The organism is Prevotella sp. AM23-5, assembly GCF_003473645.1.
GTDB lineage: Bacteria > Bacteroidota > Bacteroidia > Bacteroidales > Bacteroidaceae > Prevotella > Prevotella copri_A.
On record NZ_QUCG01000025.1, the window covers coordinates 18002 to 39438 of the forward strand.

Consider the following 21437-nt stretch of genomic DNA (forward strand, 5'->3'; position numbering starts at 1 on the left):
TATTTCTACATAATAAGGTACAGTAACCTTTTACTTCTGCTTATCTTCTACAACCTCACAATAAGCACTCGGTACGTATGCCGTCAAAACAGTCAGCAAGTTGTCCACAACAATGCCCACTCGCTGTTGTCCTTTATGACGTGCCACTATTCCCATAAAACCTTCAAACTCACCTTTTACCACTCGTACCAACTGACCTTTCTCGAACTTCTGGATTTCTCCAGAGACAATGATGACATCATCTTCCTCTGAAGCGCACGCTATTTTGAGACTTTCCATCTGATAGTCGGGAACAATCAATGGAGTTTTCTCTATTCTGCTGCCAATATGTGTATGGTGATAATAAAAACGAAGGAATGGGAGGTTTACGTTGTCGTAAACAAAAAGTTTGAGTTGTTCTTCTGTTCCGTGAGCGAAGAAGATGTTAGGTAAACGTGACTCAGTAACAACTTTGCGCTTACCATTTATAAGTTTAACCGTATCGATGGTAGGATAGAAAGCCGTAATGCCTTTGGCTGTCATATAGTCATATGCCTTTTTCTCTCTGCCATAAGTGGTACGTAAGGCATACCAATGAGGAACATCTTCCTCTTTTTGCGCTTTAGGCTTTACTGCTATATGTGCATTTCTGGTGGACACCCCTGTTTGTGAACTCTCCGCAGATACTGTGCTTTGAGCTTTGGGGAGGGTGTTGGAGGTAAGTCCAACACAGGGAGGAGTTTCACCACCTCCTACGGTGTGTACATCTTGCAATGCACGTTCATCGACTTTCATATCGGTGTTAACTTATTCTAAGCAGAACCCAGTTAATAAATTGACACAAAAAAGCGTGGAATCGTCCTGTTGCCCATTCCACAGTCTGAGGCTCTTGCATTGCCTATCTAAGTCGAACAGACAACGTCAGAGCCCACGCCGATATGAAAATCATTACCGCAAAGAGACCTATATATAACATTTGACTGCGCCCAAAAGGGTACAATCCATGCTTACAGGTCTCCACGGGATTGATATAATCACACCCGGGACATCTACCGTTGACCATATTCGAGACTTAGATTCTGAGAGTTTGCAAGATTTCAGACTGTCTCAAACACAGCGTCGATAAACGCCTTCTATGTCTGGACTGCTTTTCCCACCCAACACCCGCTTTTGTATAGATCTGTCAGATAAGTGACTTCACTACACTCAGCACGGCGTAGGCTGCCGACTCGATTATCTTGTAAGAACACGTCTAACTGTGACAAAAACGGTCGAGCATATACAGTCCGAGTACAAAAGTACGAAAATTAATCGAGAAAACAGCACTAATGATTGAGAAAATCTATTATTTGACGTGAATTTAAGACTATTTAAGCCAATTCGCTTGAATATCTCGATTATTTTGTGTAAGAAAGCGCACCGTAATAGATGACAAACATTCTAAAATATGCAAACTGCGCTACAAATAGAAAGCAAAAAGCGCACAGAGTGATACAACCATTTGGTATTTCTTCTCTGTACGCTATTATATAATTAAGGTGTAATGCTTAACTGATACCTCTAGGCATCGTTCCATTCATCACGATAATCGTCGTTCGCCCCTGCTTTCCTGGAGTAGCTTGACATTCTTTGCGATTTCCTATCTTTTCAACAAGCCATCTTCTAAAAAGCAATGCTTGGTATGTATCCATTTGAAGTGCTATGGCGATAATCACTTCCATATCATAGACATGCGCAGAATATCCATTTTCAAGTTTGATGTATTGAGAATGCTGGAAATCTTTCAGCACACTTTGTTTCCAAATGCGCTTGATGGTATTCTTCACTGCTGTCCCTGTTACATTCAACAGTTCGGCAATCTCCCAAACTGTCATCCACACCTCACCATGATGTGGGGCGTAGATGACCATATCTTCCTGTATTGTTATCACTTGTCGTTTCATACTATGCCTTTTTTGTGTTCGTATTATCGCTGCAAATATTCCCGAATGTGAATTCCTCAATGTGATTGAGTTGTTGGGACAACTTTTCTACATCCTTGCTCAACTTTTCCTTGGTAATCTTGGCGTACACTTGCGTGGTCTTGATGTCTTTGTGACCAAGCATGGAACTTACTGTTTCTATTGGTACACCATTGGAGAGGCAAACCGAGGTTGCGAACGAGTGCCTTGAGACATGCCAGGAAAGTGGCTTGGTGATACCGCATTTCTTTCCCAATCTTTTGAGCGAACGCAGACAACTTCTATAAGGTGGTACAGGAAAGACTCTGCCATCCTTGCACAATCCACGATATTTCTCCATTATCTGCTTGGGATAGTCAAGCAACTTGATGTCGGCTTCCGTTCCTGTCTTCTGTCGGTGGATAACAATCCACTCGCCATCGTCAAAAAATGTCTTGATGTTCTCTTCCTTCAAGTTGTACAAGTCAATGAATGCGAGACCTGTGAAACAGCAGAATAGATACAAGTCACGCACCAACCCCATATGCTTTCTGGTGATAGGAGTTTCCATCAACAGGTGAATTTCTTCTTTTGTCAGAATCTCCCTTGTTGTTTCCTCGTTCTTGTACTCGTATCGTCTGAAAGGGTCTTTGACGAGCCACTCGTTATCAATCGCCCGAAAAATCATGGCACGGAGATTACGGACAAACACCATTGCGGAATTTATCTTCAGTTGCTTGTCTATTCTAAGGAATGTCTCATAGTTCGTAATAAACGGCAGGGACAATTCTTTCAAGGCAATGTCCTTAACACGATAATGCGACTGCAAAAACTCGCCCACGTAAGCACAACCGATTCTATATTTTGTGAATGTGCTCAAAGATTTCATGCCAGCCTTGTATTGTTTTTCCATTTCATCCCTGCTTTGCTCATAGACTTTCATCAAGGTATGGCAGCGATACTCCAATCCAAGAAAAGCGTTCTTAACCTTGTCGGCAGAGACAAAGTTGTCTCGATCTATTATCTCCTGATAATGCTTGCTGATACTCACACGCATTTTGTCCAGTTTGCGGTTCACCTCCAAGGCTTGCATACTTTTTCCAGTCATGCGTCCGCCCTTGGTGTCCCACAAATTGGGATTCACAGTCATCTTGCAACTGAACTGTGCCTGTGTTCCGTCCACTGTGATACGTCCCATAACTGGAACAGTACCGTCTTTCTTTACTACCTGTCTTTTGAGGTAGAAGATAATTGAAAATGTACTCTTCATAACGTCATTCTTTTTTGCGTTCAAAATTAATACATGAAGAGTCTTTTCTTGCTACGCATTTCACGGCAGAACACGGCAAATTTGGTTCGTAACCAAAAATCTTACGTTGCTCATTAGTAACTCACTATAAATCAGAGCATTCAAATTCAATTCGTAACCTTCTTTATTCTTCCGAACCTCAACATTCCCCATTTGGGGTATAGGTTACGGATAGGTAACGTTCCTCTGTCTCATCTTGTCGTATTCCCGTCTTCGTCTGTCCTCGCCACTTTTAACCAAAATGAGGAAAGTAACTGATAACCAGTAAACTTTCCTCATTCTTCTCTCAAACACTTTTTATATGTACTTTCTGAAATACAAAGTTAAGTAGCGCTGCGCATTGCCTGTAGTCCTTTCTGAATCACAATGCAAAGATACAACCCTGAGAATCCGGCATTCACGGTTTCTCACGGTTATTCACTGTTTCTCACGGATTTTCTTTCTTTTTCTGATGATTAGCTCAGAAAGATGATTTATTCCAATGATAAAAGAGACTTGCTTATGACGGCTAAGTAACTTGCTTAGGATAGCTAAGTGACTTGGTTACGATAGCTAAGTAACTTACTTAGGAATGACGGATGACACTGGTGACAGGGTTTTCTTAAAAACTCTCTCACGTAGGCGGGCGGGAAACTTTTCTGAAAAATTTTTCCTGCCCGCCCGCGTGAAGAAAGTTTTAGAAAACAAGTGTCATAAGTGTCACTGGTGTCACAAATATCATTTGAAATAGTCAAACAGAAATATCGGGAAAGCATTGAGTACTGCTACTTTACAATCTTCGGTATTCACATACTGCTTTAATTGTGAGTTGAATATTTTGTCTTGAAGTATGTCTTCTTTAGATGCAGGCATCGAATTCTTCCCCTTACATAGATAGTTCGCTTTTCCCACATTCATTTCCTTTAAATATTCCCAATTCTGCTTGATTTCCTTCGTCTCTTCTTCTGTTGGCTCTCGGTGATCTTTCAGTAGGATGAAATCGAAACTGTCATACGCAGAAAAATCGGCAGATACACCTTTGAACTTACCACACTCAGAACGTGTTACAGAATACGTCCAATAGTTTGCATCGGGCAACTGCTTAGTATATCGTATAGACTCAACCATCGGATAGTCAATATAAAGCCTACCAAACTCCGTTTCATTATTGAAAGTTTCAAGCATTTCCTTTACCTGCCTGTTGATTTCTTCGAGAGATAAATTCCGGTTATGAAAGTCATAGTCGAAGAACAGATAGATTTCCGAAATGTCAGCAGAAGCATCAATATCCTTGAGCGGATTGTCTGCTTGACCGGCAAATTTCTCCATGAGTAAAGACACAATATCTCCATCGCCATCATACTCCTGCAAATCTTTGTATAGTTGATAGATGTTGTTGTTATAGGAACATACTATCTGCTCATCTCTGTTTGCAAAGTATAATCGCTGAATGGTGCGGAACAAATCCGGCTCCCGTTTTACTCCTTCAAAAACGAATAGTATCATACTTCGAATGCATTACCTCTAAACATTTTTTCTATATTATGCCCGAATCTCAACTCTTTTTGGGTGCAGTCGCTCAACGGCTTGATTTTGTTGTCTTGCAAGATGAAATTGCAGTCTGGGCGAAGCAAGTCGTTGGTCATCAGGTAGGTATTGTGTGATGACGTAAAAGCTTGACATGGAAGAGCAAAGAGGGTTTTGCAAACCTCATAAGAGAGTCTGAAATGATAGAAAGCATCAAATTCATCGATGAAAACGAACGATGCATTTGCCATCTGTTTCAGCCAGTAATAAAGCAGCATCAGAGATTGAGTACCCGTTGATGCAATCTTATCGAATGGAATGCGACCTAATCCAAATACGCAATACAACTCTTTATCATCATCCTTTGGATCCTGAAACTCAAAACTTTGTCCACTTACCCGATGGATGAAGTCCTCAAAGTCCCGAGTCAGCTGATTCTTGATGATATACTCATCGAGATTAGCCGGAGCAGTAGCCAACCCCATAAACTCATTTTTTTCAACACTTCTGAACCATAACATTGAGTTTACGAATTGCTGCAACTTCAGAAGATAATGCTCCTTGGCAAGAGGATAGGAAGTAAGCAGAAAGTTTACGATGGATACATTGTTGGCGTTATTGGCAAGGTTTGCCTTCACCGCAGAATCCATCGGGAACTCAACATCATCCAATGTCAAGACAGAATTCTTGTTGCAGAAAATAAGTTTGTTATTCACAACAAGTTCTTCTTCCTCCAGTTTTCCATCAGGCGATTTGCTATATGTATATTGTAACGTATCATCTCTAAACTTGAAGGCATATTCAAATTTTACGGGGAAGTTCAACTTTCCCGTATATGTAAAGTTATCATAATAGTTCACCTTCTTCCACTTCTGTGAAAGATGATTGGTGATATCGAAGATGGCCATTGCAAAGTTCGACTTGCCAGAACCGTTAGGTCCATACACGATGCCATTCTTGATGATACCATCTTTAATGGCAAAAGTATTGAACGAATAGTTACTTGGTTTCGACAAATCCCATTCTATGCGATTAGCAAATCCTCTATAGTTCGTTACGGCAAATTTTACTAACATGGTTCTATATACTTTATTTTTAATTGATAACGAAATTGTTGATGCAAAGCAAACACACCCCAAAACGATGAAAACCATCATTCAATTATTATAATGTCAAGTGCTGCTTAGCATTTGCAAAGATATATAAAAAAACAATGCACCGTAATTATTTTACGGATATTTAAGATAATAATCAAGTATCAATAATCATTGAAAGATATAGGAGAAGTGATCGAAAGATATAGGAGTAGCAGCAGGAAAGTATAATAGAAGTAATCGGAAGATATAGGAGAAATTGCCAGAAGATATAATACCTGTCTTCAAGATTGTTAACACCTTGAACCGCACAACAGCTGTTGTGCGCTTGCATATCAGCTGTTGTGCAGATGCACATCAAGTGTTGTGCGGATGGAATCCAGCTGCTGTGCGGTAAAAAAGGAAAAAGTTACCCAAAGGTAACTTACCTTAGGGTAACTTTTTGTAATTATTAGCCAATCTGAGCTGATCTTAAAAACTTATTTCAACCTATGCAGCGGGCACATGATGAGCCTTCCCTCATCATCACGCAAGTGCATACCACTGCCTAGGCAATAGCGGAAGTGGCGGCACTGGGCGCACTCATCCTTGCGCATCCACTCTCGGTTGCGATAAGGGGCAAAACGATGCTGCCACACTTCCATAAAATCATCTTGGTAGATGTTGCCTTGATGATAATTGGAACGGATGCTGGCACAGGCAGAGATGGAGCCATCCACCAAAACGGAACCAACAGTTACGCCAGCTTGGCATGAATAGAAATGATTGCGGATATCGCCCTCGTAATTGCCCATAAAGCCCTCACAGCCGTAGCTGCAATCAATCAAGCCCTCCTTACGAGTAAGCTTGATGAAGTCTAAGATGCCACGGTATTCTTCGGGAGTGAGGTGCATATCGGGGTCGGTGGCTGCCCTACCCACTGGGAATACAGCTACGACTCGCCAGTGCTTGACACCTTTATCTATCAGGAATTGCTTGATGGCAGAGAGGTGGGGATAATTGCGACGATTCACACAGGTGAGGATGTCAAACTTAATCTCTGGATGAGCCACCAGCATATCTATCGCCTGAGAAACCATATCGAAGCTATACTTGTTGCCTCGCATCCAGTTGTGCTCCTCACCCAATCCATCCATACTGATGGTCATGGCATGGAGACCAGCACGGAGCAAATCATTGAATTTCTGAGGAGTAAGATATAGGGCATTGGTCACCATACCCCAAGGGAAACCTTTCTGATAGATGGCTGCGCCACACTGGGCAATGTCTTCACGCATCAAGGGTTCGCCACCCGTTACGATGACAAACACTTGATGAGGATCGGTATGCTGCCCGATGTTGTCTAGTACTCGCAAGAAGTCTGCCAGAGGCATGTCTTGCTGCCCTGCCTTCACCTTGCAGTCGCTTCCGCAATGGCGGCAATGCAGGTTGCAGCGCAGGGTACACTCCCAGAAGAGTTGGCGCAAAGGATGCTCCTTCACCTTCTGCTGATAAAGACTTCGAGCTATCTCCAATGCCAGGCGGCGACGAAGGGATAAAGATTCTGGATTTGTCATACGACTACTTCTTTTTCTTCATCTTGCCATTGGCAGTAACCTCAAAAGAGCCCCAATTCCAATCTCCTTTACCTTTTTCCACTTGCTCTACAGTGATATTTTCCGACTTGATGGTATCCGTGGCAAATTCACCACCATTGGCTTCACCATCTACATCTTCGAGAATCACTTTCAGTCGTTTCTCTTTATGAACCCAGTCGATGGCGCCATCCATGCTCTTTTCCTTGGTAACATAATTGCCCTTACTATCGGTATAAGCTGAGTCTATTCGATAAGCCCCGTCATGACCATAGTCATCTACCACTACCGCCTTGATGCCCTGGATAGGGGTGCCATCTTCGGCTGTAACATTACCCTTAGCATGAAAAGAACTAGTTGGAGAGCCATACAAACAAGGTTCATCAGTTCCAATCTCACCGCAAGAAGAGAATCCCAGCAGCGACAAGAGTGTGGCTGCCAAAGCATTGTACCAATGCAAAAACTTCACTTTCATAATCTTCCCTTTTATATTAGTTATACTTCTACCAAGGAAACGCAGCAGAAGGAAAATATCCCCTCTGTAATGGGGACATTTAACCTTTTTTATCCGTTCTAGAGAGCATTTTATCTACCCAGTAGAATCTTCTTGATGTCATTGAGCTTATTGAGAGCCTCAACTGGCGTGAGATTGTTCACATCCAAGCCAAGTATCTCATCCCTTATCTGGCTGAGCACAGGGTCATCCAGCTGGAAGAAACTCAGCTGCACACCCTCTTTATGTTCATCCAGATGCTGCACGTTCGGCTTGCCAGCACCTCCAACTCCAGCATTATCCTGCTCCAACTGCTTCAGGATATCGTTGGCACGGTTCACGATGCTGCGCGGCATTCCGGCAATCTCTGCCACATGGATACCGAAGGAATGCTCGCTGCCACCCGGCTCCAGCTTGCGAAGGAAGATAACCTTACCATCCACCTCCTTCACACTCACGTTGAAGTTCTTGATGCGAGGGAAATTCTTCTCCATCTCGTTCAACTCGTGATAATGAGTGGCAAAGAGCGTACGGGCCTGCGCCTTCTTGTGCTCATGAAGATATTCCACGATAGCCCAGGCGATGCTGATGCCATCGTAGGTGGATGTTCCACGACCCAACTCATCGAAGAGTACCAACGAACGGGGCGACACATTGTTCAGGATGTTGGCAGCCTCCGTCATCTCCACCATAAAGGTTGATTCACCCAACGAGATGTTATCGCTGGCTCCCACACGGGTGAAGATCTTATCCACCAGACCCACCCTTGCACTCTCGGCAGGAACAAAGCAGCCCACCTGAGCCAGCAGCACGATGAGCGCCGTCTGGCGGAGCAAGGCAGATTTACCCGCCATGTTAGGACCGGTAATCATCATCACCTGCTGCTTCTCGGTGTCGAGCAACACATCGTTTGGCACGTATCGCTCGCCCAGTGGCAATTGGGTTTCAATCACAGGATGGCGTCCCTGCTTGATATCCAGTATCTGCGAATCATCAATAACCGGGCGCACATAACGGTTCTCATCCGAAGCCTTGGCAAAAGAGAGGAGACAGTCCATGCGGGCGATGAGGTTGGCATTGATCTGAATCTGAGGGATATACTCCTGCATAGCAGCAATCAACTCATTGAAGAGTCGTGCCTCCAGAATCAGGATCTTCTCATCGGCACCGAGAATCTTCTCCTCGTATTCCTTGAGTTCCTGGGTAATATATCGCTCAGCCTGTGCCAGCGTCTGCTTGCGGATCCACTCCTCAGGCACCTTGTCCTTGAAGGTGTTGCGCACTTCCAGATAATAACCGAATACATTATTATATCCTACCTTCAGACTGCTGATGCCCGTCTTCTCGATCTCCCTCTCCTGAATCTTCAGAAGATAATCCTTGCCATGACGGCTGATGGAGCGCAAATCGTCGAGTTCAGCATTATACCCATCGGCTATCACATCACCCTTGTTGACAAGCTGAGGCGGATCAGGCTGAATCTCCCTGGCGATGCGGTCCTTCAGGGTTTCGCATACGTTGAGCTGCTCTCCCACTCGCTTCAGGGCATCGTTCTTGGCATGCTGGCAAGCCACCTTGATAGGCTGGATGGCTTCGAGCGCATTCTTCAGCTGCACCACTTCTCTAGGCGATACTCTGCCCACGGCTACCTTGGAGATGATACGCTCCAGGTCGCCGATGCGATGAAGCTGGTCGTCGAGAAGCTGACGGAACTCCGGCTCCTTGAAGAAATACTCCACGATGTCTAGGCGCTCATTGATAGGGCGCACATCCTTCAGCGGGAACACCAGCCAGCGGCGGAGCATTCGACCGCCCATTGCCGTTACAGTCTTGTCGATGACGTTGAGCAGAGACAGACCATCGTCCTGCATCGGAGCCACCAGCTCCAGACTTCGGATGGTGAATCGGTCCATGCGCACGAACTTATCCTCTTCGATGCGCGAAAGTGCCGTGATATGGTTGATCTGCGTATGCTGGGTAATCTCCAGATACTGCATGATGGCACCGCTGGCGATGACACCATTCTTGAGATGTTCCACACCGAAGCCTTTCAACGACTTGGTCTTGAAGTGTCCCAGGAGTTTCTGCATCGCCGTCTGCTCGGTGAAAACCCAGTCGTCGAGTTCGAAGGTGCAGTATTTGGTACCGAAGTATTTCTCGAAATCATTCTTTCGGGCACGGTCGTAGAGCACCTCTTTCGGCATGAAGTTACCCATCAGTTTCTCTACATAATCATAGGTTCCCTCGCCGGTGAGGAATTCACCGGTAGAAATATCGAGGAAGCTTACGCCGCAGGAAGTCTTACCGAAGTGGATGGCAGCCAGGAAGTTATTCTCCTTGTAGTTGAGCACGTTGTCGCCCATCGCCACACCAGGAGTAACGAGTTCGGTGATGCCACGCTTCACCATCTTGTCCATCTGGCTCAATCCCTTCTTGCCCTTGATTTCCAGGCGTTTCTTCTTCGGGTCTTCCAGCTGATCGCATACGGCAACTCGCTTTCCTGCCCTGATGAGTTTAGGCAGGTAAGTATCGAGTGCATGATGAGGGAATCCCGCCATCTCGATGCTGCCCGTAGCCCCACCGTTGTTTCTTCGGGTCAGGGTGATGCCGAGAATACGGGAAGCCTCCACCGCATCTTCGCAGTAAGTTTCGTAGAAGTCGCCACAACGGAAAAGCAGCAAAGCCTCGGGATGCTTGGATTTCATCTCGAAGAATTGTCGCATCATCGGCGTAAGACCTTTGTTATCGTTTGCCATTATCTTAATTTTCTTATGTTTGCCTTTATATTTTGTTAGAATTGCAAAAATAAGAAAAAAAGGGGGAATCAACAAAGGATTTAATCTATTTTTAAACTTTTCCCCCATAAAACAGAAAAAGTGCCCCCTTGCATCCCTGCAAGAAGAGCACTTATCCGATGAATTACATGAATACACAAGTGTGTAAATATCTTATTTCTTAGCTTTAATTACGAAGCTGAAGCAGCGGTCCTGATAGTGCATGCGGTACTTCTCCATTGGCGAAGAACCCCAACTGTCAATACAACCCAGACCAAACTGGCGCTGCTGGATGTGCAACTGTACGAGACCCTTTTCTACCAGGTCGCCGCTGTGCTGTCCCCAGGCATGCTCCTTCTCGATACCTGCATCCAAATCCTCTACCAGATAAGGGATGGCGCTGCACTCCATAGGAGCATAGCCCTCGAAGGTGATTCCCTTGCCGGTGGTTGGGTTGAAGATAGAGAAGTAGCGGATGTCTGTATGGTTACCGCTCTCCTGTGGACGGACGTATGGATAATACTCGTCCTTCACGTTAGCCTCATACTTTCCGATGAAAGATGAAGAATGACGGTCGATGTAGTTCTCCTCCGGACCTCTACCATAGTACTCCAACTTAGAGAAAGAAGCAGGCATCTGCAACTGCATGCCGTAGCGGAACAGATCAGCTACCTTAGCCTCCTTGTCTGTTGTCATCTTTTCTGTAACTGTCACTTCACCAGCCGCATTGATACGGTAGCGGAGCATCAGTTCAGCCTTCACCTCAGGCATCTCGAAATTGGCAGTCAGCACCACGCTGTCCTTGCTCTCACTCTTGTCGAATGACTTCAGGTTCATCTGAGGATTCTTCCAGACTCTCATCTTCTTCTGGAGAGATGCACCATAGTCGTTGTCGGTAGGAGCACGCCAGAACTCTGGAGTCATGCTCTCACGGAACTTCAACATTGGTTCGCCATCCACATCGAGGTAATCAATCATACCGGTCTTCTTGCCGATGGTAACCGACATTCTCTCTGCAGAAACCTTCACATAGCTGTTGGTCTCCTCAACCTCAATCTTGCTGCCGGTGTTGGCAGGAGCATCTACCTTGTCGAACTCATATCCGTTGAGTACAATCTGCTGGCGAGCCATCACCTGACCCTTGTCAACCAGAGGCTGGCTACCATCACTTGCAAAGGCAAAGTTAATGGTGATTTCCTCTGTAGCGTGCTCAGCCTCAGCCTTTTCGATGGCACTCTTCAGCGCCTCGCTCTTCACCAGCTTGGTTGCCTGTGGAGCAATGCCCTTGGTATCAGGAATCGTTACGGTAGTCAACTTCACGCCGTTGGCAAAGAGGGTAGCTGTCAGGTTCAAGTCATCAATGTTCTTGAAGAAATTCTCGTTATAGACATTGAAAGAACCGTTCTCTGCATCAAAATCCTTGATCCAGACGTTCTGGAGAACATACTGAATCTCATACGCATGAGGATTCAGACGGCGGTTAGGAGCGATGATACCGTTGCAGTTGAAGTTGTAGTCACTGCCTGGATAGCGACCGTAGTCGCCACCATAGGTAAAGATTTCCTTGCCGGTGACAGGACTCTTGTCGCGCAGACCCTGATCAACGAAGTCCCAGATATAACCACCCTGGTACTTAGGATACTTGCGGATCAGGTCCCAGTACTCCTTGAAACCACCCTCAGAGTTACCCATGGCGTGGGCATACTCACACTGGATGTATGGCTTGGTACCATTGCTCTTGCAATAGCTCTCGCTTTCCTCGTAACCGATGTACATCGGACAGTAGATATCTGTCTTGCTGTCGTATCCGCCACGTTCATATTGTGCAGGGCGGGTCTTATCGCACGCCTTCACCCAGTCGTAAGCCTTCTCGAAGTTGACGCCGTATCCGCACTCATTACCCAGACTCCATACGATGACGGAAGGATGATTGATGAGCGGCTTCACATTGCCCTCGTTGCGCTCGATGTGAGGCACGATGTACTCAGGGAACTTGGCAAGCGACTTCTCTTCATATCCCATACCATGAGATTCGAGGTTTGCCTCAGCGGTGATGTAGATACCGTATTCATCACAAAGGTCATACCAGCGAGGATCACATGGATAGTGGCTGGTACGAACGGCGTTGATGTTCAACTGCTTCATGATCTTGATATCCTGAATCATGCGCTCCAAGCTCACTACGTATCCACCGTCCGGATCCATCTCGTGGCGGTCGGCACCCTTCACCAGCACAGGCTGTCCGTTAACGAGCAGCTGTGCGTTCTTGATTTCCACGTTTCGGAATCCCACTTTTTGCGGAATCACCTCAGCGGCGCCCTGCTTGTTCTTCAGGGTGATATATGCCTTATATAAGTAAGGAGTCTCAGCCGTCCAGGCATTTACCTTTGGCACCTTGATGACGCCCTGTGCACCTGTAGCCTGTGCAATCTGCTTGCCATCCTTATCACACAAGGTGATGGCAACGTCTGTCTTTCCTCCCTTCAAGGAAACCTTGTAGTTCAACACACCATCCTGGTAGTTGTTTTCCAAAGCAGCGTTCAGACGGATGTCAGCAGCATGCAGTTTCGGACGCGCATAGAGATACACCTCACGGGCGATACCCGTGAAGCGCCAGAAGTCCTGGTCCTCGAAATAAGAACCATCGCACCATCGCATCACCTGCATGGCAATAAGGTTCTTTCCCGGCTTGAGATATTTAGAGATGTTGAACTCGGCAGCCACCTTGCTGTCCTCGCTGTATCCCACGTACTTGCCGTTCACCCAGAGAGTCAGGTTACTGGTGGCAGAACCCACGTGGAAATACACATCCTTTCCCTTCCAGTTCTTAGGAAGCTCGAACGTACGGCGATAAGAACCCGTATAGTTGTTGAGCTCGCTGATGTAAGGAGGGTTCGGGTCAAACTGAGTTGCCCAGGCATATCCGATGTTCTTATAGGTAGCATCACCATATCCGTTCAACTCAAACAAACCAGGCACAGGGAAATCCTTCCACTGTGAGTCATCATACTTCAGAGCAAAGAAGTTGGCAGGACGCTTGTTGTGGTCCTTCACGAAATTAAACTTCCACATACCTTCCATGGAAAGGTAGTTGGCCGACTTCTTCTTATCAAAACTCTGCGCCTTCTCCAAATTCTCGAATGCGAAGAAATTGGCACGTCGAGGCTCTCGGTTCTGCTGATTGATGTTCACATTCTGCCAGCGAGACTCACTCTGAGCCAGCGCCCCACTGCTCATCGAAAGCATGGCAAGGCAAAGTGATACATTTGCGATGGTTCTGATATTCATATTACTAATCAGTTATTGATATTACTTCTTAACTCCTTTAACTTCTTAATTCAATTATTTGTGGAAATACTGAGTTCCCTCTACTGCTGTGAACTTCTTCTGATTATCCTTGCGCATTTCGAGGTTGAGGTTGCTCCACCAAGATGGCCATCCACCAACGATATTGCAGAGATAAACGAACTTCACAGGATGCAGACCCTTAGCCAGAGCTACAGCATTGTCGCTGTTGGTACCAGCCTTTACGGCACCCTCGTTGTTGATCACGAGCTTGTTGTCGATCCAAACCTGCTCCATGCGGGAAGAGAGATAGTAAACACCATCCTCAGGAACATTGATGAATCCCTCAGCAATCGCACCATAGTTGTTGGCACCACGCAAGGTAGCAGCATCGTCTGGCTGGCTCACCTTCATCTTGTTCAGGTTGGTAACAGTACCGCAGTCCTGCCACTCAGCATCAGCAAAATCCAACTGATTCACCTTCAAGTAATTACCCTTGATACGGCGCAGCTGCAAGCCAGCCTTGGTATCGCTTACATTCACAGCAGGAGCATAGTTCTGCTTCTCTACGTCGATGGTTCTCACCTTGCTCATCTTTCCAGAAGGCAATACGGTAGCAATCTTGATGGTCATATTACCGCTCACCTTGATAGGCTCGGTATAGACAGCAGAAGCTGGAGTTGGAGTAGTACCATCCAAGGTATAGACCATCTTCATTGGACGTGAAGTCTGGAAGGTAACTACGGTATCCTTGGTAATCACTACCTTGTCGCAAGAACCGTATGGCTGCTCAGGCAATGGGATATGATAACGTACGTGGCGCTCATCCAGGCGTACGCTGTTGGCATCTACACGGCGGGCGAAGTCTGTGAAGTTCTTCTTCTTGGCTGGTGACCATGCAATCTCAGCGAGAGCGAGAGAGCGAGGATACATCTGATACTCCATCTTGGCATTGGTGTACATATACTCCGACCAGTTATTGCACTGCACACCGAGGATATGCTTCTCCAGTCCCAGAGACTTGATGGTATCTGGCACAGGCTCATAGTTATATGTTCTAGAGAGATAAGCAGGAGCACTAGGAATAGTAACCGGCTCAATCTTGTAGTCGCCCTGATAATGGTCGAGATACAAACCGCCGCTACCAGGAGTCATGATTACGTCATGCTTCTGCAAAGCAGCCGAAATACCTCCGGATGTACCACGCCAAGACATCACGGTAGCCTCAGGGCTCAAACCACCTTCGAGGATTTCATCCCAGCCGATGATTTTTCTGCCGTACTTAGCCAGCATCTTCTCCATGCGCTTGATTACGTAGCTCTGGAGTCTTTCCTCAGCAGAGTGCTTGCCGTCAGCCTGCAAGCCTTCGGCCTCGATGCGCTTCTGGCAGGTAGGACAGTTCTTCCAGCTAGTCTTAGGGCACTCATCGCCACCGATGTGGAAATACTTGCCAGGGAAGAGAGGCACAACCTCGCGAACGATATCCTCCAGGAAGTTGAACATATCTTCCTTACCCGGACACATCACGATATCCTCAACACCCCAAACCATTCTAGGAGTCCACTGCTCGCCCTTGCAGGAGAGAGATGGATAAGCAGCGATTGCTGCCATCATGTGGCCAGGAAGGTCGATTTCAGGAATCACGGTGATGTAGCGCTTGGCTGCATAATCCACGATGTCCTTGATTTCCTCCTGTGTATAGAAACCGCCATAGGTAGAACCGTCACCCTGGAGGCGATAGCCGCCGATGGAAGTCAGCTCAGGATATTTCTTTATTTCGATACGCCAGCCCTGGTCCTCAGTGAGGTGGAAGTGCATGGTGTTTACCTTGAACATAGACATGATGTCGAGCTGCTTCTTCACATTTTCTACGGTGATGAAGTGACGGCATGGATCGAGATGGAAGCCACGGTAGCCGAAGCGAGGAGCATCCTGGATGTCACAGCACTGAGCCACCCACTTCACGCCGCTCACCTTGGTAGCGCTCTCCACCTGTGCAGGCAGGAGCTGCATGAAGCTCTGCATACCATAGAAAGCACCCTTACCGGTCTTTGCCTTGATTACTACGCCCTTGCTGGTAACTGTAAGGCGATAGCCTTCCTCAGCCATCTTCATGGAAGGAGAAATCTGGATAGAGATATTTCCCTTCTTGCCGCCTACGGTTACATCATAGCCGGTAGATGCCTTCAGCTTATCAGCCATATACTCTGCGATGTTCTTGCCATCCGCAGTCTGATAAGAGATCACTACCTTTTGAGGCAATACAAACTCACCCTTCTGCACCTGTGTTTTCACAGGCACAGGGATAATATTAATATCTGCAGCTACAGCCTGAGTTGAGACTCCCCCCAACATCGCTGCGCAAGCTGCCAACGAACCTAAGAATTTGTTGATTTTCTTCATATAAAGTTGAATATTGTGTTAGTTGCAATGATTGCCTCCCAGCTTTTTTGCGGCTGGAAGGCAAAGTAGATATATATTAATGTTAGTTAGAAACCTCGATAATAATATCTTTTATTTTTAGTTGAATACTTAATAAAATATTTTATTTTGCAAAGATACGTCTTTTATTAATTAGTTCCATCATTTTTAGGTTAATAAATCTAAAAGGCTTTTATTTTTTTAGTTTATTGACAAGAAGCGGCTATTAATAAGTGTCGTTTTTACCATTATATCAATCAGTTATGGCTACATAGGGTTTATCTGTTGCTGAAATGATTGCAGATAAAATCACTCTTATGTCTCTATATATAAATAGGTATAATACTAAATCACGAAGCGCCGAAGAGGAAATTTGCATAAAAATAGCCCCAATTAAGTTTTATTAACTCACAAATCATTGTACCAAACTTAAAAAAGAGTATCTTTGCAACAAAAAAATTTTAGTTATGGCTAAAGACATAATAAAATATATTAAGAACATCAACCGAAAACCTTCTGTTCCTAGACGACTACTAGAGCAGTTCATAGCAAAGGGCGCTTCTACCATACCTGAATTATCAAAGGGTATAGGGGTGAGCCTCCCGACAACGACGAACGCTCTGAATGAACTGATGGGACAGGGACTTGTCAGGGAGATCGGAAAGAAAGCCGATTCCGCTGGCCGAATCCCGATGGTTTACGACCTGGAACCTACCGCAGGTTACTTTGTTGGTGTGAACCCGGAAATGGACTGCCTCGCTTTGGCAGTGAGCGACTTCTGTGGCAATCTGATCACAGAGAAGCAGAAAGTTCCTTATGTGTATGAGAATACGCCTGAGAGCCTTGCCGAGATGGGAAAGATTATTAATGTCTTTATCGACAATCTACCTATTAAAAGAGAAGAAATCCTGGAAATTTGCGTCAACGTGGCAGAACGCGTGAGATCTCTGGAAGGAAGAGCATACAACATGTTCACGTTCCTGGAAGAACCTCTGGCTGAGAAGCTCACAAAGCTGTTGGAGCTTCCAACCTGCATCGAGAACGATTCCCGCAGTATGACCTACGGAGAGTTTATCAAAGGATGCTGTAAAGGTAAGAAAGATGTCATCTTCGTCAACATATGCTGGGGTTTGGGCATCGGAATCATCATCGACGGCAAGCTGTACTACGGCAAGTCGGGATATTCTGGAGAGTTCGGTCACATGACTGCCTACAACAACAACATCATCTGCCATTGCGGCAAGATCGGCTGCGTGGAGACAGAAGTATCGGGCAGAGCACTCAAGAGAAAACTAACGGAGAATATCCTGGCTGGCAAGCCATCCATTCTCTCGGACAAGGTACTCAAGAAGAAAGAGGAGCTTACGCTGGAAGACATCATGGATGCCATCGCTAAGGAAGATGTACTGAGTCTCGCCACCCTGCAACACATCGCAGATGAGTTGGGCAAGCAACTGGCAGGCATCATCAATATATTCAACCCAGAGATGCTGGTCATCGGCGGAGAAATGTCTGTCACAGGCGATTATCTCACCCTTCCAGTGAACATGGGAATCAAGAAGTATTCGCTCAATGTCATGAACGAAGATTCACAAATCGTCACTTCTGAGCTGAAAGACCAGGCCGGTGTCATCGGAGCGTGTCTGATAGCTCGACAGAAGTTGCTTACAATATAAAACCTATCACGACTAGCGGCATCTGCATCGTCTTAGGCGGCGCGAATAGGTGCCCATATATCAACATTATCGCTGCATTCTAGCTTTTAGCTTGATGACAAAAAATGCAAATATTACTACACCTATATGAGAACAATTTAAAATGACCTATGACACAAAGGGGCAAATTGTAGTTTGCAGCAAATCTGAGTTCAAAGTTACTTCCTTGTAAGGGGGTAATGATATGAATTACGAGGGGCGCGCCAACCAATGGCGCCCCCTCTTTCTAAAGACAACAACAAAGCTAAAAATAAATAGCTAACAATCATATAAGACTACTCCAGAAGAAGTAGCTGATGATAATAAATGAAATAAACCAAAAACATATATTAGTCCTATGAACAAAAGGGCAAATTTGTATTTTGCAGCGCTGTTGGGTGCCATGTCACCACTTAGCACTGTCACTGCATTGGCAGCTCAGAGCAATTCAGCAATTGCAACCGCTACCCAGCAGCAAAACTCATGTAAAGGTACAGTAAAGGACGCTTCTGGCGAGCCTATCATTGGTGCTACCATCCGTATCGATGGCAAGACCGGCGGTACCGTGACCGACCTTGACGGTAACTTCGTCCTTAACAATTTGACTAAGGGCGCTAAGCTCACTATTACTTACGTAGGTTACAAGGCCCAGACAATCACTTGGAACGGAACTCCATTAGACATCACTTTGCAAGACGATGCCAACGTACTCGAGGAGACTGTAGTCATCGGTTACGGTACAGTAAAGAAGGCAGACTTGGCAGGTTCTGTTGCTGTGATGGAAGGCAAGAGCTTCAAGGATCAGCCAGTTGCACGTGTTGAGGATGCCCTCAACGGTCGTATGTCTGGTGTACAGGTTATGTCTAGCGGCGTACCTGGTGGATCCATGAAGATTCGTGTCCGTGGTGCCAGCTCAGTAAACAAGAGCAACGACCCTCTCTACGTAGTAGATGGTATCGTTCGCGAGACAGGTCTTGAGGGTATCAGCCCTGAAGATATCCAGAGCATTCAGGTATTGAAGGATGCTTCTTCTACCGCTATCTATGGTGCCCGTGGTGCCAATGGTGTTGTAATGGTACAGACCAAGAGCGGTAAGGCTGGTGTTACCCAGGTTACCTTCGACGGCAGCTTCGGTTTCTCTAACGCTTACAACATCCCAGAGGTAATGGGTACCAAGCAGTATGCACAGGCTTTGGTTGACCACAAGGGTGTGGATCAGAGCGCTGTACAGGATTATTTGAATGGTACCAAGCCAGGTATCGACTGGATGGATCAGTTGCTCCAGACAGGTATTACTCAGAACTATAAGGTTGCCTTGTCACAGGGTAACGAGAAAACACAGACTTACTTCTCTGCCAACTTGATGGATCAGAAGGGTGTAATCGTTGACACCAAGTCTAGACGTTACGCTATCAAGGCAAACATTCATAATAAGGTATTCGACTGGTTGGAGTTGACCGCCGACCTCAACCTTGCTCAGACAGACAACTCAGGTGCTGGCTTCGCTCAGAACCAGTCTAACCCAATCTGGGTAGGTTTGAACTACTCTCCTACCATGGAGATGATGGCTGCCAACGGCAAGTACAACCTGGACCCATACAACAACATCCAGAACAACCCTTACGGTATTCTCCACGACAGCCAGAACGACCGCAAGCGTACCATGGTAACTGGTCACGTTGACTTGAAGTTCAACCTTCTCAAGGGCTTGACCTTCACTACCACCAACGGTATCGACTATAACGATTACAAGTGGTACAGCTTCACATCTACCAAGGTGAACGCAGCTGGTAACAATATGGGCAACAACGATGCTACCGTAACCGCTTTGCAGTCAACCAACAACTTGACCTACAGCAACAAGTGGGGTGAGCACGGCTTGACAGCAACAGGTGTATGGGAAGTTACCTCTAACGAGGTTCGCCGCATGGGTATGTCAGGTACAGGTATTGCTCACGAGCAGTTGGGCTACTGGAACGTAGCTGATGCTGCTTCCAAGACACCAACCAACGGCTATAGCAAGTGGACCATGCTCTCTGGTGTAGCTCGTTTGATGTACAACTATGCCGACCGTTATATGTTGACTGGTACCTTCCGTGCGGATGGTTCTAGCCGCTTTACCAACAAGAAGTGGGGTTACTTCCCATCTGCAGCTGCAGCTTGGACCATCTCTAACGAGAAGTTCTGGGAGCCAATCAAGGATGCAGTAGAGTACTTGAAGATCCGTGCCAGCTACGGTATCATCGGTAACCAGGATATCTCTCCATATTCTACTCTCGGTTCATTGGGTACAACCGGTTTCACATACGGTACAACTCAGTCTTACACAGGTTACTGGGCAAATGGTCTTGCTACTCCAGATTTGACATGGGAGAAGGTTCACCAGTTTGACCTCGGTGTTGACCTCGGTTTCTTCGGCAACCGCTTGAACATCAGCTTAGACTACTTCGACAAGAAGACCAAGGATGCCCTCCTGACCACATCAGCTCCAGGTTACCTGGGTGGCACATCTTACTGGGTAAATGCCGGTGAGGTAAGCAACAAGGGTTTTGATGCAACCATCAATGCACAGATTATCCAGACCAAGGACTGGTCATGGTCATCAACCTTGAATGCCAGCTACATCAAGAACGAGGTAACCAAGTTGACAGCAGATGCTCCTATCCTCTATGGTACCAGCCCTTCTCCAGGTACTGTTGACCCATGTACCATCATCAAGGAAGGTGAGGCAATCGGTACATTCTACGGCTTCAAGTGGGCAGGTGTAGAGAAGAACGACAAGGGACAGTATGTTGATATGTATTATGCAGCAGACGGTACCAAGACCGCTACTCCTGATGCATCAAAGGATCGCTTCGTATTGGGCCGCTCAAACCCAGACGTTACTTTGGGATGGAACAACACCGTAAGCTACAAGAATTGGGACTTCAACGTATTCTTCAATGCAGCCTTCGGAGCTAAGCGTTTGAACATGGTACGTTACGCGATGAACTCAATGGTAGGTGCCTCTATGTTCGTAACTGATAAGGATTACTTCAACAACATCGGAATCACCATGCCAACAGTAGGTGCCGAGAACAAGACATACGGTAACTCAGACAAGTGGTTGGAGAATGCAGATTACCTCCGTTGCGAGAATATCAGCATTGCTTATACATTCCCACGCAGCGTGACAAAGATTGCAGACATCCGTCTCTCTCTCTCAGCTCAGAACCTCTTCACCATTACCGGCTATAAGGGTATCGACCCAGCTGGTGCATCATTCAGTGATAATGGTGTTGACCGTGATAACGGTTTGGATATGGGTGCTTACCCTAATCCTCGTACCATCACAATGGGCGTACGTGTAAACTTCTAACTTCAATCAT

At 46.1% G+C, this 21437-nt stretch carries 12 protein-coding genes; 2 read left to right on the forward strand and 10 right to left on the reverse strand.

Annotated features, from left to right (window positions below; genetic code table 11):
- Positions 1-30 precede the first annotated feature (30 nt).
- From DW657_RS07925 to DW657_RS07970, 10 genes are all read right to left on the reverse strand, one after another.
- Positions 31-774 (reverse strand): UpxY family transcription antiterminator, encoded by a 744-nt coding sequence (locus tag DW657_RS07925; protein ID WP_118312084.1) that lies wholly within the window; start codon positions 772-774, stop codon positions 31-33.
- A gap of 752 nt (positions 775-1526) precedes the next feature.
- Complete coding sequence (locus tag DW657_RS07930; protein WP_233546662.1) at positions 1527-1910, reverse strand: hypothetical protein; 384 nt, start codon at positions 1908-1910, stop codon at positions 1527-1529.
- A 13-nt stretch (positions 1911-1923) separates the two neighbouring features.
- Complete coding sequence (locus tag DW657_RS07935; RefSeq protein ID WP_118312086.1) at positions 1924-3189, reverse strand: site-specific integrase; 1266 nt, start codon at positions 3187-3189, stop codon at positions 1924-1926.
- A gap of 756 nt (positions 3190-3945) precedes the next feature.
- Positions 3946-4713, reverse strand: coding sequence for a hypothetical protein (locus DW657_RS07940; protein ID WP_118312087.1), 768 nt, complete (start codon positions 4711-4713; stop codon positions 3946-3948).
- Positions 4710-5810, reverse strand: coding sequence for an ATP/GTP-binding protein (locus DW657_RS07945; RefSeq protein WP_118312088.1), 1101 nt, complete (start codon positions 5808-5810; stop codon positions 4710-4712). The genes DW657_RS07940 and DW657_RS07945 overlap by 4 nt, the downstream gene beginning before the upstream one ends.
- Before the next feature lie 497 nt (positions 5811-6307).
- Entirely contained in the window at positions 6308-7384 is a 1077-nt protein-coding gene (locus DW657_RS07950; RefSeq protein ID WP_118312089.1) for a TIGR04133 family radical SAM/SPASM protein, read from the reverse strand.
- Positions 7385-7388: 4 nt separating this feature from the next.
- Complete coding sequence (locus tag DW657_RS07955) at positions 7389-7877, reverse strand: radical SAM-associated putative lipoprotein (RefSeq protein ID WP_118312090.1); 489 nt, start codon at positions 7875-7877, stop codon at positions 7389-7391.
- Positions 7878-7987: 110 nt separating this feature from the next.
- Complete coding sequence (gene mutS / locus DW657_RS07960) at positions 7988-10651, reverse strand: DNA mismatch repair protein MutS (RefSeq protein ID WP_118312091.1); 2664 nt, start codon at positions 10649-10651, stop codon at positions 7988-7990.
- Between the two features lie 192 nt (positions 10652-10843).
- The gene (locus DW657_RS07965; RefSeq protein ID WP_199658323.1) at positions 10844-13957 is read right to left on the reverse strand and encodes a glycoside hydrolase family 2 TIM barrel-domain containing protein; all 3114 of its coding nucleotides are present in this window, start codon (positions 13955-13957) and stop codon (positions 10844-10846) included.
- Between the two features lie 54 nt (positions 13958-14011).
- A complete protein-coding gene (locus tag DW657_RS07970; protein WP_118312092.1) occupies positions 14012-16357 on the reverse strand; it encodes a family 20 glycosylhydrolase in 2346 nt (781 codons plus the stop codon).
- A 485-nt stretch (positions 16358-16842) separates the two neighbouring features.
- Between DW657_RS07970 and DW657_RS07975 the strand changes: the two genes are divergently transcribed.
- Both DW657_RS07975 and DW657_RS07980 read left to right on the forward strand, forming a co-directional pair.
- Positions 16843-18051, forward strand: a complete 1209-nt coding sequence (locus DW657_RS07975; RefSeq protein WP_118312093.1) for an ROK family transcriptional regulator — start codon at positions 16843-16845, stop codon at positions 18049-18051.
- 376 nt (positions 18052-18427) lie between these two features.
- Positions 18428-21427 (forward strand): TonB-dependent receptor, encoded by a 3000-nt coding sequence (locus DW657_RS07980; RefSeq protein ID WP_233546664.1) that lies wholly within the window; start codon positions 18428-18430, stop codon positions 21425-21427.
- Positions 21428-21437 lie beyond the last annotated feature (10 nt).

What these genes read in the sequence shown, in the direction of transcription:
- DW657_RS07965 (WP_199658323.1), bottom strand. Translation starts at nt 13,957, where the DNA reads ATGAATATCAGAACCATCGCAAATGTATCACTTTGCCTTGCCATGCTT.
- DW657_RS07975 (WP_118312093.1), top strand. Translation starts at nt 16,843, where the DNA reads ATGGCTAAAGACATAATAAAATATATTAAGAACATCAACCGAAAACCT.
- DW657_RS07955 (WP_118312090.1), bottom strand. Translation starts at nt 7,877, where the DNA reads ATGAAAGTGAAGTTTTTGCATTGGTACAATGCTTTGGCAGCCACACTC.
- mutS (WP_118312091.1), bottom strand. Translation starts at nt 10,651, where the DNA reads ATGGCAAACGATAACAAAGGTCTTACGCCGATGATGCGACAATTCTTC.
- DW657_RS07940 (WP_118312087.1), bottom strand. Translation starts at nt 4,713, where the DNA reads ATGATACTATTCGTTTTTGAAGGAGTAAAACGGGAGCCGGATTTGTTC.
- DW657_RS07925 (WP_118312084.1), bottom strand. Translation starts at nt 774, where the DNA reads ATGAAAGTCGATGAACGTGCATTGCAAGATGTACACACCGTAGGAGGT.
- DW657_RS07980 (WP_233546664.1), top strand. Translation starts at nt 18,428, where the DNA reads ATGAACAAAAGGGCAAATTTGTATTTTGCAGCGCTGTTGGGTGCCATG.
- DW657_RS07950 (WP_118312089.1), bottom strand. Translation starts at nt 7,384, where the DNA reads ATGACAAATCCAGAATCTTTATCCCTTCGTCGCCGCCTGGCATTGGAG.
- DW657_RS07935 (WP_118312086.1), bottom strand. Translation starts at nt 3,189, where the DNA reads ATGAAGAGTACATTTTCAATTATCTTCTACCTCAAAAGACAGGTAGTA.
- DW657_RS07970 (WP_118312092.1), bottom strand. Translation starts at nt 16,357, where the DNA reads ATGAAGAAAATCAACAAATTCTTAGGTTCGTTGGCAGCTTGCGCAGCG.
- DW657_RS07945 (WP_118312088.1), bottom strand. Translation starts at nt 5,810, where the DNA reads ATGTTAGTAAAATTTGCCGTAACGAACTATAGAGGATTTGCTAATCGC.